Genomic DNA, 12,748 nt, shown 5'->3' with positions numbered 1-12,748 from the left:
GCACCGACCCAGCTCTCGACTAACAACACGTGGCCCACCGCGCGCTCCCGACGTTCAGGGGATCCCGGACCACCAGACGATAACGGTTGTCATTTGCAATTGCTAGTTCGGTCCCTGGGTGTGGCCGGCCCACGGACCGACCACACCGCAGTCAGTGGATGCTCCGGTCGATCACCCCGCTTACCTCCTTGTGGTGGGGAGGCATCAGCAGGTGCCGGGGCAGACTGTGGTCGACGGCAGGGGTGCCCGGACCGGGACGATCGCGTTCACCCGCCGCACGTCAGTGCCGCCGTGTCACATCCGACCTGTGACGTGGCGGCACTGTTCGCGGCCCTCGTCGTCGTCGGGACCGTCACCGCCGGCTACCCGTGGTGGTCGCTGCTCGCCCTCAGCCGCCCCGGGGGCATGGTCAACGGAGCCGCGGCTTGCGAGACTGCTTCAGCGCCGACAATGGAGGTTCGTGACGCATGAGGCAGCCATGATGTCCCGCACACCGCTGTCCCTGCCGCAGCCATCCGCGCGGGCACCCGAGTTCGGCCGGGACGCGCTCATCGTCTGCGAGAACCTGGTGCGGATCTACCAGACCGGCTCGATAGAGGTGCAGGCACTGCAGGGTCTGGACCTGGCCGTGGAGAGCGGTGAGCTGGTCGCCGTCGTCGGTGCCTCCGGGTCGGGCAAGTCGACGCTGCTCGCCATCCTGGCCGGCATCGACGCCCCCACCGCCGGGCGGGTCCGGGTCGACAGGTGGAATCTGCTGGCGATGTCCCCCGCCGACCGGGTGGAATACCGGCGGCAGACCGTCGGGTTCGTACGGCAGCAGACGGCGAGCAACCTGATCCCTTACCTGACCGCACAGGAGATGGTGGACCTGCCGATGACGGCGGCCCGTACCGCGAAGAAGGAGCGCCGGGAGCGCGCGGCGGAGCTGCTGGACAGCCTCGGTGTCGCCGACTGCGCCGACCGGCGCCCCGGGCAACTCTCCGGCGGACAGCAGATGCGGGTGGCGATCGCGGTGGCGCTGGCCAACCGGCCGCGGGTGCTGCTCGCCGACGAGCCGACCGGCGAGCTGGACGCCGCCACCTCCGCTGAGGTCTTCGGTGTGCTGCGGGAGGTCAACCGGCGGTACGGCGTCACCGTTGTCGTGGTGACCCACGACCGGGAGGTCAGCGGCCAGGTCGAACGGACCGTCGCGATCCGGGATGGGCGCACCAGCAGCGAGGTGCTGCGCCGCACCACCACCGACGCGGTGGGCGACACGCACACGATCGCCGAGGAGTACGCCGTGATGGACCGGGCCGGACGGGTACAGGTGCCCCGGGACTTCCGCCAGGCGTTGGCGCTGACCCGACGGGTCCGGCTGGCCCTGGAACCCGACCACATCACGATCCGCCCCTCGGGAAGCGGCGAATGAGCAGCGAGCCGCTGCTGCGGGTGCGCGGCGTGCACCGGAGCTTCCGCACCGGGCCGACCGTCGTACCCGCCCTGCGCGGGGTGTCGTTCGACGTGGCCGCCGGCACCATGGTGGCGCTGGTCGGACGGTCCGGCTCGGGCAAGACCACCCTGCTCAACACCGTCGGCGGCCTGGATCGCCCGGACGCCGGCAGCGTGCACGTCGACGGCACCGAGGTGACCGCGCTCGACGAGGACGGCCTGTCCCGGCTGCGGCGCGAGAAGGTGTCGTACGTCTTCCAGAGCTTCGGGTTGATCCCGGTGCTGTCGGCCGCGGAGAACGTCGCCGCCCCGCTGCGGCTGGCCCGCGTCGCCCCGGCCGAGCGCGAGCGGCGGGTCGAGTTGCTGCTGGAGCTGGTCGGCCTGGCCGACCACGCCCGGCAGCGGCCGGCTGAGCTGTCCGGCGGCCAGCAGCAGCGGGTGGCGATCGCCCGCGCGCTGGCCGCCTCGCCCCGGCTGCTGATCGCCGACGAACCCACCGGGCAACTGGACGCGGAGACCGGCCTGTCGGTGATGGCCCTGCTGCGCGGGGTGGTCGAGTCCGAAGGCGTCACCGTTCTGGTGTCCACCCACGACCCGGTGATGATGGCGTTGGCGGACCGGGTGATCCGCATCCACGACGGGCTACTCGACGAGGCAGCGGCCGGGCAGCCGGACGAGCCCGCGCCGGACGCCGGGTGACGCGCCGATGCTGAGGCTGGTCAGCCGGCGCGCCCGTGCGCAGTGGCCGTTGCTGGCGGCCCTGATCGGGGTGGTCACGGTCGGCGCGACAGTGCTGGGCACCTGCGCCCTGCTGAGTACCCGCACCGCCGAGCGGGCGCTGGAGGTCGCCATGGCCGGCGCGGATCCCACCGACGTCGGCGTGACCGTCTACACCGGCACCGTCGAGGGTCCGGACGCGCGGTCCGTCGCCGCCGACACCCGCACCGTGGTCGCCGCCGCGCTCGCACCGTTCCCGGTGACCACCACCGCGCGGGCGTCGACAGTGCTGCGGGCGCTGCCGCCCGCGCTCGCCCCGGGCACCACCGTCCCGGCCCAGGCGTACCTGTCGGGGCTGGACGACCTGCCGACCCGAGCCGAGCTGGTCACCGGACGCTGGCCGCGCGAGCGTGGTGACGCGGTGGTGCTGGAGTCCACCGCCCACCTGCTCGGCCTCTCCCCCGGTCGCCGGGTGCGCCTCGGCGCCGAGCTGGCCCACGATCCCGTCCCGGCCATCGACGTGACGGTCGTCGGTGTGGTGCGCCCGTTGCCGGGGCGCGGCTGGGACCGCGACCCGCTGGCCGCGGCCGGCTCCACCAGCGGCCACCAGGACGGTCGCTTCCGGCAGCCGGTCAACGCCTACGGCCCGTTCCTCGTCGACCTCGCCGACCTGTTCACCACCGGTGCCACAGTCGACCGGATGGAGGTCACCGCCCATCCGGACCTGTCCAACGCCAACCGCCGCGACCTGGAGGCCGTGGCCGGGGCCGTCCGCGGTGCCGACCGTCGGCTGGCCGGCACCCTCGGCGACCGCGTCCGGCTCGCCCGGGTCGCCTCCGACCTGCCGCTGACCCTGCGCTCCGCCGACGACCAGCGGCAGGCCACCGCCGCCGTCGTGCTCGCCATCGCCGTCCTCGGTGGTGTCCTGGCCGCGACGGCGCTCGTCCTCGCCGGCCGGCTGACCGCGGGCATCCGCGCCGACGAGACGGCCCTGCGGTCCGCCCTCGGCACCAGCCGCCGCCAACTCGCCGCCACCGCGACACTCGAGGCCGGGCTCGTCGCCGCCGTCGCCGTCGCCCTCGCGATACCGGCGTCGTCGGCCCTGCACGCCGGCCTGACCCAGCTGCCGCCGCTGGACGGCGCCGGCCTGGCCGTCCGGCCGGCCATCACCGGCATCCAGGTCCTCGTGGTCGCTGGCGGCGCGCTGGTACTCGCCGCGGTGATCACCCTCCTGGCGATCCGGCCCGGCCCGGCAGCCGGCGACCGGCGCACCCGCCGCGAGCTGCTGACCCGGTCCGGCGCCGACCTGATGCTCGCGGTCTTCGCCGCCGCCGGATGGTGGCAGCTGTACGCGCAGCCCACCGCCGCCAGCCCACGCGCCGACCCGGTCCGGGTGATCGCGCCGGCGCTGCTGCTCACCGCAGGCGCCGCCCTGGCGCTGCGGGTGGTACTGCCCGCCCTGCGCGGCGTCGACCGGCTGGCGTACCGCGCCCGTGGGCTGGCGCTTCCGCTGGCGGTCTCCGAGGCCGCCCGTCGACCCCAGGCGGTCGCCGCCGGGCTGCTCGTCGGGCTGGCCTGCGCAGCCGCAACCTTCGGCCTCGCCTTCGACGCCACGTGGCACCAGTCGCAGCGCGACCAGGCCGCGCTTGCCGTCGGCACCGACCTGGCACTCACCCTCAGCACGGCGCCGGTGGCCGGAGAGGGGACGGTCGTCGGCACGGCCACCTCCGGGGCGGCGAGTCCAGCCCTCAATCGGGGTACGGCCGTCGGTCAGTGGCTCGGCACCGCCGGCGATCCGCCGCGCCTGGTCGCCGTCGACACCACCCGCGCCGACGCGCTGCTACGTGGGCGGCTCGACCATGGCCGCACCTGGGCGGAGGTGGGCGCCCGGCTCGCCCCACCGACCCGCGTCACCGGCCTCGCCATTGCGGCTGGTGCCCCGCTCGTCCTGAGCGGGACCGCGACCGACGACACCTCGATCGCCGTGACGCCCCAGCTGCTGCTGCAGGACGCCGCCGGTCTGCGGATAACCTGCACCGGTCCCCCCGTGCCGCTCGACGGCCGGGAGCACCGGCTGCCCGAGTGCGCCACCGCCGACGGACTGCGTCTCGTCGCGGTCTCCCTGCCGGTCACGGCCGACCCGGATGCCGAGCCCACGGTCGGCGGCCGCACCGCCCTGGCCGTCACCCTCACCATGCCGCCCGCTGGATCGGCCGACGGATCGGATTGGACCGCCACATCCGCGCCGCCGGTGCCGAGCAAGTTGCGTGACCCAACCGTGGTGCTCTCCGCCACGCCGACGGGGACCGCGCTGCGAATGGCGATGACAGTCGACCTCGGCGGTGCCCCGGACGCCGCCCGCACCCTCGCCGCCACCGCCTTCCCGGACCCCGGCCCGGTGCCCGTCGCCGTCTCCGCCCGCTTCGCCAGCGAGGTCGGTGCCGACAGCGGCAGCCAGCTCAGCGTCACGGTCGGCACCACGCCCGTCCCGATCGTCGTCACCGAGGTGGTGCCGACCGTACCGTCCGCTCCTGGCGCCGTCGCCGTCCTGGCCGACCTGGACATGCTGTCGCGCGCCCGCGCCGTCGCCGGTGACCTGACCTTCCCGGTCGACGCCTGGTGGGTCGGCCACCCCGCCGATCCCGGTGCCGCCGAGCGGGCCACCGCCCTGCACCTGGGCACCGTCGCGACCCGCGAGGCGGAGACCGCCCGGCTCACCGGTGGCCCGCTGCACGCCGGGCTGCCGGCCGCGCTCCGGCTCATCGTCCCGGCCTCGGCCCTGCTGCTGCTCGCCGGCGTCGTGCTGCACGTGACCTGCGATCTCCAGGTCCGCGCCGTCGAGGTGGCGCGGCTGCGTGGGCTGGGGATGTCCCGGCGCGGCATCCGGGCGGTACTGCTCGGTCAGCACGCCGGCGTGCTGCTGCCCCTGCTCGCGGCGGGCGCGGCCGTCGGCGCGCTCGCCACCCGCGTCGTCGCTCCCCTGCTCGTACGCTCCGACACCGGCGCCGCGCCGGTCCCGGCCGCCCAGCCACACTGGCCGTGGCCGGCCGAGGCCGCGCTGCTCGCCGTGCTGCTGGCCGGATGCCTGCTGGCGGTCGCCGTGGTGGTCATCGTCCAGGTCCGCCGGGCCGACGCGGCGCACCTGCGGGTGGCACCGTGAACCGGTGGCTGACCCGCCGGTGGCCGGCGCCGCACTGGCCCAGCGTCCGTGGCCGTGGCCGTGCCGACGCCGGTGCGCTGCTGCTCACCGCCGCCGTCATCGCGGCCGTCACGCTGCTCGCCGGGGCCGTGCCGGCGCTGCTCCGGGCCGGCGCCGACAACGCCGTCCAGGACACGGTACGCCGCGCCGGCCAGGGCTCGAACGTCCTCGTACACGCCAACTGGGAACACGACAACGGTCCGACCGGCGGACGGGTACGGATGACCCGCCTCGCCGAGGACATCGACGACTTCCGCGCCCGGGCGACCTACCTGCTCGGGCCCGACCTGGACACCGCGCTGCGCCCGCCCGTCGCCGTTGTCAACGGCCCGATCCTGCGCATCACCGGCGGTGATGTGCCGCGTACCTTCCAGTTCACCTACCTGGCCGGTGACCTCGGCGGCCCGGACGTGACCTGGATCTCCGGCAGCGCACCCGGCCCCGCCGTCCCCGAACAGTTCATCGAGATCCCCTCCCACGGACCGCCCTGGCCGCTGCAGGTCGGCCTCTCCGAGACCGACGCCACCGCCCTCGACCTCGGTCCCGGCGATCGAATCCCGGTCCAGGACGGCCACGGTCAGGACAAGGACGTCCGGATCAGCGGGATCTACCGACCCGCGGACAGCGCCGACCCGGCCTGGCAACTCGCCCCAGCGCTGCTACGCCCCGTGCCTGGTGCCGACGGTGTGGGCACCACCCGGTTCGCCGGCCTGCTGTCGCGCGAGTCGCTGCCGGACGCCCGGCTCGCCATCGACGAGGATCAACTCCGGCGCACCATCCACTTCGCCCCCGAACCCGACGCGCTCACCTGGGACGCCACCGAGACGATCGCCAGCCAGGTGGTGAAGCTCAAGGCAGCCTCCGGCGCATCAGCCGACCGCAGCCAGTCCCTGAAGTGGGAATCGCAGCTCGACACCGTCCTACGCGACGCCCGTACCCAGATCAGCGCCGCTTTCGCACAGGCCGCCGTGCTGCTCGCCGGAGTCCTGACCGTCACGGTACTGGTCCTGCTGCTCGCCGCCGACCTGCTGGTCCGCCGCCGTGCCCCGGCGCTACGCGCCGCCCGGCAGCGTGGTGCGGCGCTACCCGACCTCGGTACGGAACTGATCATCGAGTCCAGTGTGGTGTCCCTGTCTGCCGCCGCCGTCGGGCTCGCGCTCGCCCGCGTGGCCGCACCGGGGGTCTGCTGGACCTGGAGCGTTCCCGTGGTCCTGGCCGGTGCCGTCGCCGGGCCGGCGTTCGGCATCCTCGCCGCCGCCCGCGCCAGCCGCGACCGGCGCCAACCCGCCAACCGGGCGGCTCGGCGCTGGATCCTGGCCACCGGCCAACTGCGCCGCGCCGTCGTGGAGTCCGCCGTTCTGATCACCGCGGTCGCCGCCTTCGTCACGCTGCATCAGCGTGGGCTCCTGCCCGTCGCCTCCGACGGCGACGCCGGTGAGCTGACCGGCGACCTGGTCCTACCGCTCGGCGCCGTCGCGCTGGGCGTGCTCGCCGCAGCGATCGTCCTGCTGCGGCTGCTGCCCGTCGGAGTAGGGTTCACGCTCCGCCAGGCCCTGCGCTCGCGCCGCCCGCTGGCCGTGTTCGGCGCCGCCCGGGCGGCCACCACCGCCGGACGCGCGCTGCCGCTGCTGGTGCTGGTCAGCGCCACGGCGCTCGCGTCGTTCGCGCTCGTCGTCGGCGCCACCGTCACCCGGGGTCTGGCCGACGGCGCGTGGAGCACCGTCGGCGCCGACGCCCGCCTCGACATCGGCGCCGACGCCGACGCCGCGACGCCCGCGCTCGCCGAGCGCATCGTTGCCGCACCCGGGGTAGGGCAGGTCGTCGTCGCGCAGGTGACCGACTCGGCGCGCGTCTTCACCGAATCGACGCTGCTCACTCCACGGCTGGTCATCGTGGACGCCGCCGCGTTCCAGCGCCTGCTGGCCACCACCCCGCTGCCCGACGCGCCGGCACTGGCCCGGCTCACCGCACCCGGTCCTGGCCCCGGGGGCGTCCCCGCGCTGGTCCGATCGAGCAACGGCGACCTGCGGACCGGCACGCGACTACAACTGTCCCGGGACGACGCCCCGGCGATCCACCTCGCTGCGGTCGGTACCGCTCCCTCCGTCGGTGGTGCCGACGACGTCGTCATCGTCGACGCCACGGCCCTCGCCGACGCGGGGCTGCCCGCCGTTCCCAATACCGTCTGGGTGACCGGCCCCGGCGCGGCGCGGGCCGTGTCGAACAGCGGCGTCGCCGCCGACGTCGTGCTGCGCGCAGACGTCCTGCGGGCACAGCGAGTGGCTCCGCTGACCGCCGGGATACTACGACTGGCCTGGACGGCCGCAGCGGCGTTGCTGGCGCTGGGGCTGCTCGGCCTCACACTCTCCGCCGCCGCCGGTGCGTCGGAGCGGTGGCAGACCCTGACCCGGCTGCGGACCCTCGGCCTACGGCCACGCGACGCCCGCTGGGTCGCCGCCGGAGAACTGCTGCCGCCGGTGGTGGTCGCCGCGGTGTGCGGCCCGCTGCTCGGGGCCCTGCTCGCCCGCCTGACACTCGGTCCGATCGAGCTACGGCTGCTCACCGGTCAAGCCGCCGACCCGGCGGCGGTCCTGCCGTGGTGGCTGTTCGGCCTGGTGAGCGTGGCGCTGCTGGCGGCTGCCGCCGTGGTCGTACCTGTCGAGTCGGCGCTGCGGCGACGCGACCGGCTCAGCGAGGTACTCCGCGCCGGTGACCAGTAGCGTTCCGCCAGGTCAGCCGGCGCTGATGCCGACCACCGTGTAGTAGCTGAACAGCCAGGGGTCGGCCGACCCGTGGACCACGGCGAAGCCCAGGCTGGAGACGACGAGCCCGACGACCAGAGCAGGGCGGACCGCGCGCACCCAGGACGCGGCGGCGGGCAGCGTGGCGCTGCGGAACATCAGCTCCTCACCGACGGACTGAATCGGGGTGCTCAGCAGGATGACCGCCAACATGCCGATCGTCGTACCGGTGACACCGAAAGCGGTCCAGCCCGGTGCATCGGGTGCGACCAGCGCCACGACACCAATCCCCGCGCCCACCAGCAGCGCCGCCCCGGCCAGGTAGTACGTCAGGCGGCGGACGTCGAAGGCTCGCGGTGAGCTGATCAGACTTCGCCACGGCACCTTGGCGATCCACACCAGGAGCAGGATCGCCAGGACGCCCGCCGTGCCGACGCTGATGTTGATGGCCAGGAACTTCAAGGGTGTGAAGGTGGCCGACATCGGATCGTCGCTGCCCTCGATGACGCCCACGATCTGGTAGAGCAGAACCTGCAGAACCACCATCACCAGCGGCGGCACGAGGATGACCACGAGCGGCTTCCACCAGCTCATGCGCAGGTGGGCGCCGAACGGTCGGGAGGTGTCGACGGCCGGGCGAGAATGCTCCGGTGTCATCAGGCGCGAGCTTCCCACGTCGGAGTGGCTCGGGCGATCAGTCGTATTCCAGGATCCGTCGGATCGTGGGGCGTTCATCGGGAAGTTCCTCCGAAGATTGTGGACGTCCCATTGCAGCGCGCACCGTGCGCTGCGGGCAGTGCCACCACGTCACCACCTCGCCGTGACATCTCGTGCCACCTGTGAATCACCCCTGGCCGGAGCAGGTGGGCATCGTGGCCGGGAGCTTGAGCTCGACGAGGTAGTCCGAGGTGCCGGTGTCCACGCAGGTGATCCTCCCCCTCACAGCCGTCAGCCGAATGTCATCATTCCGCGGTGGGATCGGACTGGATCTGGGAACTACAGGTGCAGGCGGCGGCAGAGCCGGCTCTCCGCCAGCTGTACGCCCTGGCTGCGGTCCGCGGCCTGGTGCCGCAGCGTTCCGACGGGCTGGTCAACCTGTTCACCAATCCGAACGGCGACGTCCACCCGGTCAAGGACCCGCAGGCGGCACTCGACGCCGTGGCGGCGGGCACCGCGGGTGGCCAACTCTGGACGGACGACGACGTCGATGTCTTCGTGGAGTGGAAGGCGGGGACCCTCACCTGGTCGTTGGACGCGGCGTTCTGTCACCGCCGCCCAGGGCCAGAGGCCAACACCTTCCGTCAATTGCACGCTCGGCTGACCAGCTTGTGGCTTGATGCCGCCGAACGACTACAGGCCGACGTCGGGCGGATTCTCGATGAATGGTCATCCGAGCAGGTGTGGCACCTCGACATCCACCACACGTCTCATCCCGCCGGTGGATGGCCGGCCGAACTCGGCTGGTGGACCTACCTGGGCACCGATCGCCAGCTGCCAGCAGCCCCGCTGCCTGAGATCGCCGTCCAGGCACGCCGGCTCCCGAACGGCGCCCTACTCGTCGAACTCCTCGATGACCCGGCAGCCGTCGACCCGCTCCGTTACCAGGACATCCACACCCGCTGGCTCACCAGAGTAGAGCGGTAGATACGTACCCGAGGGGGCTCTTTCCACACAGGGTGGAGGAGTCCGCTCCTGAGGTGCGCCGTCGGCGCCGCGATGCCGGTTGATCCCTGCGTGGGGATCGTCCATCTGCGGCAGCCGGGAGTGACCAAACCGCACGCGGATCAGACCCCGCGGGCCGGCGAGTAGGTTGGCTCGCATGTCAGGTTGAGATCACCTCGGTGACGAGCGCCTCGCGGCCAGCGGCCGCCGTTACCTTTCGGTGCGGTTTAATGTGCGGCGTGGCTGGGCTGTTGGACGGGGTTTCCGAGATCGACTGGTCGGCGCTGGAGCACGCGTACGGCTCGGCGGATGAGGTGCCGGGTTGGCTGGCGGCGATGACCGACCCGGAAACCTGCGTTGACGCTCTCGGCGATCTCGACGCAGCGGTCTATCACCAGGGCGGTGCGGTGTACTCCGCCGGTGCCGCGGTGGTGCCGTTCCTCATTCGCTTCGCCCTGGACCCGACGGTTCCTCATCGGGTGGACATCCTTGACCTGGTATGCAGCTTCGCCATGCTGCACCACGAGATGAGGCAGCCTTGGCGGTCCCAGCCTTCGGCCCGGACGTGCCGCAAGGGTCTGCTCGGGGCTTTCGACAGCCTGCTGCGCCTGCTCGACGATCCGGATCCCGCCATCCGGCGCGGCGGCGTGGAGATCCTGGTCGGGCTGGTCGAGCGCGCCGACGACCTTGCCGATGAGCTGATCCGCCGCCTTCCCGGCGAGGCGGACCCCGACGTCGCGGCCGACTACATTCTCGCCCTGGCCAGCGCGGCAGCGCGGGACGCCTTGACACCCGGAAAGCGCGCAGCTACCGCCGGCTGGCTGTCCGACCGCATCCCGCCGGCCGGCGATCCACGGCGGCTCACCTTCCTGGTCGCCGCCCGCCGTCTCGGCCACCAAGCCGGGACGGCCGAGAACCTTCTCGCGGCGTACCCGCACTCCGTGCCGAAACGCACCGTCGGCTGGCTGAGCCGGGAACTCGGCGACGACCGCGAAGCCCGGATCGCCCTGGCCCGGATCGCCATCGGCGAAGCAACCCGGGCACCGGACGACCGGCCGCTCGCCGAGGTAGGCACGGTCATGCGGAAGTGGCGCTCGGCCACCGTCGCGCTCACCCCGGACATCGGTGCCGCACTCGACGGGCCACCCCCCATCCGGGCAGCCGCTGTCCATCTGCTCGCCGTGTCGGGAGATGCCGGTCGTGTCTGGTCGGACCGCGTCGCGGAGCTGCTCAGCCAACCGGGTCGCACGGGAGCGCTGGCCGCATGGGCCCTGGCGCGGTGGGGAGACCGCCGAGCGGTTCCGGCCGTCGAGCGGTCGCTACGCCGTGATCCAGAAGTCTTCCGGATGGGTTCGACGCATTACGGCGACGACTTCTACTGGCTGGACCAGGACCCGGGAATCGCCGACGTCTGCCTGTCGCTGGCCGCGTACGCCGACGACCTCGTGCCCGCGATCCGATGGCGACTGCGCAACGATCCCGGCACAGCGACGGCCTACCAGCTCACCGAGGTGCTGAAGGCCTACGGCCCAGCAGCCGCGGCAGCAGTGCCCGAACTGACCGCCATGCTCGACACGCAACTGCCCGTACCGGCCTGCAATGTCCTTGCCGAACTCGGCCCCGCGGCCGCGGCGGCGCGCACCACCCTGACGCGGATGGCCGTCGGTGACGGCCCCGAAGCCTCTGCCGCCGCCTGGACCCTGTTCCGGGTAACCGGCGACCCCGAACCGTTCCTGGCCCGCGACGACGTGCGCGACGCACGACGCATCAATGCCGCAGCTGCCCGCAGGCTGGGCGACCTCGGTCCGCTGGCCGCGCGCTACCTGCCAGACATCGAACGGCAACTCGTGGAGCAACCAGCTGACTGGCCCACCTGGGACGGTGTCGAGCTGGGCTTCGCGCACTACCGCATCACCAGCGACCCGACCCTCTGCCTGAACGTTTTCGACGCGGCCCTCGACCCGCTGCGGCACAGTCAGCAACTGCCGGTCAGCCGCCAGGCACTGCGCTACCTCGTCGCCCTCGGGCCGGCCGCCACCACGTTCACACCTCTGCTGCACCGCGCCGCCGAGCAGGACGAACGACTGCTGTACAGCGGAGGTTGGCGCGGTATCAGCGAAGACGACGAGGCGCGAGACCTGGCGAGGCAAGCACTGGCCGCCGCGGCAATCTAGGGTCAGCGGTCCTGGCGCAGGAAGCACGACAGCAGTTGCCTGAACTCGTACGGGTGCTCGATCGCCGGCACGTGCCCGCATCGGCCGAGCACGTGCAGACGGACATCGGCCAGCTGTTCGAGTAAGGGCTGGGTTGCGGTCCCGAGCGGGGTGATCTTGTCCTCGGCGCCGTGCACGAGCAGCACCGGCGCGCGGATCGCTGCCAGCGTCTGCGTCGAGAGGGTGAGCTCGTCGACCCACCGGGCCCTGGGTGGCGGGAACAACGACGCGTACGCGGCCGCTCCCGCTCGCATCGCGGCGGCCCGGGCATCGACTGCCGAATCGGTCACGAGCGCTTGGTCGAAGACGAGGCGACTCAGCATGTCTCGGGCCCCGTGGGTGCCGGCGGGGGCGGCCCAGAGCGCGTCGAGCTCGGCGGAGAGCGGTGCCCCGGGGGCGCCCATCGTCGAGACCGCCACGACCCGGGTGACCTGTTGGGGGCGGGCGGCCGCCAACGCCAACGCCACGGCACCGCCCATGGAGTGCCCCGCCACGGCGTACTGGTCGATACCGAGCGCATCCATCAGGCCCGCGGCCTGCTCCGTCCACAGCCGGAGCCCGCCCCTTGAGCCCGCCGGGACGGGTGTCCGGCCGAACCCCGCCTGGTCGGGAGCCACCAGGTGCCAGGACGTGCCCAGCGCCTGCGCCGTGGTTGCCCAGGCTCCGGTCCCGGTCGTGCCGGGCCCGGAGCCGTGCAACATCAGCACTGCGGGCCCGGTGCCGCTCTCCAGGACGTGGACGGGAGAGCCGTCGACGGTGATGGTCCGAAGTGTCGTCACCGGGGC

8 protein-coding genes are annotated in these 12,748 nt (G+C 73.1%); 6 read left to right on the top strand and 2 right to left on the bottom strand.

Features of this window, described 5'->3' with window-relative positions:
- The first annotated feature begins 481 nt into the window (after positions 1-481).
- Genes C1I93_RS00210 through C1I93_RS00195 form a run of 4 tightly spaced genes read left to right on the top strand, consistent with a single transcriptional unit; the run spans position 482 to position 8,067 of the window.
- A complete protein-coding gene (locus C1I93_RS00210) occupies positions 482-1,411 on the top strand; it encodes an ABC transporter ATP-binding protein (RefSeq protein WP_111241177.1) in 930 nt (309 codons plus the stop codon).
- Complete coding sequence (locus C1I93_RS00205; protein ID WP_111241125.1) at positions 1,408-2,130, top strand: ABC transporter ATP-binding protein; 723 nt, start codon at positions 1,408-1,410, stop codon at positions 2,128-2,130. Before C1I93_RS00210 ends, C1I93_RS00205 begins: the two co-directional genes overlap by 4 nt.
- Positions 2,131-2,137: 7 nt before the next feature.
- Complete coding sequence (locus C1I93_RS00200; RefSeq protein ID WP_111241124.1) at positions 2,138-5,308, top strand: FtsX-like permease family protein; 3,171 nt, start codon at positions 2,138-2,140, stop codon at positions 5,306-5,308.
- Entirely contained in the window at positions 5,305-8,067 is a 2,763-nt protein-coding gene (locus tag C1I93_RS00195) for an FtsX-like permease family protein (protein WP_111241123.1), read from the top strand. Before C1I93_RS00200 ends, C1I93_RS00195 begins: the two co-directional genes overlap by 4 nt.
- 12 nt (positions 8,068-8,079) lie before the next feature.
- Here C1I93_RS00195 and C1I93_RS00190 read toward each other — a convergent pair whose 3' ends face one another.
- On the bottom strand, positions 8,080-8,745 hold the full coding sequence (locus C1I93_RS00190; protein ID WP_212808389.1) for a CPBP family intramembrane glutamic endopeptidase: 666 nt from the start codon (positions 8,743-8,745) through the stop codon (positions 8,080-8,082).
- Positions 8,746-9,060: 315 nt separating this feature from the next.
- Between C1I93_RS00190 and C1I93_RS00185 the strand changes: the two genes are divergently transcribed.
- Positions 9,061-9,732: a hypothetical protein gene (locus tag C1I93_RS00185; RefSeq protein ID WP_111241122.1), complete on the top strand. Its 672-nt coding sequence runs from the start codon at positions 9,061-9,063 to the stop codon at positions 9,730-9,732.
- Positions 9,733-9,989: 257 nt separating this feature from the next.
- Entirely contained in the window at positions 9,990-11,924 is a 1,935-nt protein-coding gene (locus tag C1I93_RS00180; RefSeq protein ID WP_146603391.1) for a plant Invertase/pectin methylesterase inhibitor family protein, read from the top strand.
- Between the two features lie 2 nt (positions 11,925-11,926).
- Here C1I93_RS00180 and C1I93_RS00175 read toward each other — a convergent pair whose 3' ends face one another.
- On the bottom strand, positions 11,927-12,742 hold the full coding sequence (locus C1I93_RS00175; RefSeq protein WP_111241120.1) for an alpha/beta fold hydrolase: 816 nt from the start codon (positions 12,740-12,742) through the stop codon (positions 11,927-11,929).
- Between the last annotated feature and the right edge of the window lie 6 nt (positions 12,743-12,748).

Source organism: Micromonospora endophytica, assembly GCF_003236305.1.
In the GTDB taxonomy this organism is placed as follows: domain Bacteria; phylum Actinomycetota; class Actinomycetes; order Mycobacteriales; family Micromonosporaceae; genus Micromonospora; species Micromonospora endophytica.
The sequence above is the reverse complement of the archived record's forward strand: the minus strand, read 5'-3'. Positions and strand labels throughout refer to the sequence as shown.

Coding starts and splice junctions, on each gene's coding strand:
- C1I93_RS00205 (WP_111241125.1), top strand. CDS start 1,408: ATGAGCAGCGAGCCGCTGCTGCGGGTGCGCGGCGTGCACCGGAGCTTC.
- C1I93_RS00210 (WP_111241177.1), top strand. CDS start 482: ATGTCCCGCACACCGCTGTCCCTGCCGCAGCCATCCGCGCGGGCACCC.
- C1I93_RS00190 (WP_212808389.1), bottom strand. CDS start 8,745: ATGACACCGGAGCATTCTCGCCCGGCCGTCGACACCTCCCGACCGTTC.
- C1I93_RS00200 (WP_111241124.1), top strand. CDS start 2,138: ATGCTGAGGCTGGTCAGCCGGCGCGCCCGTGCGCAGTGGCCGTTGCTG.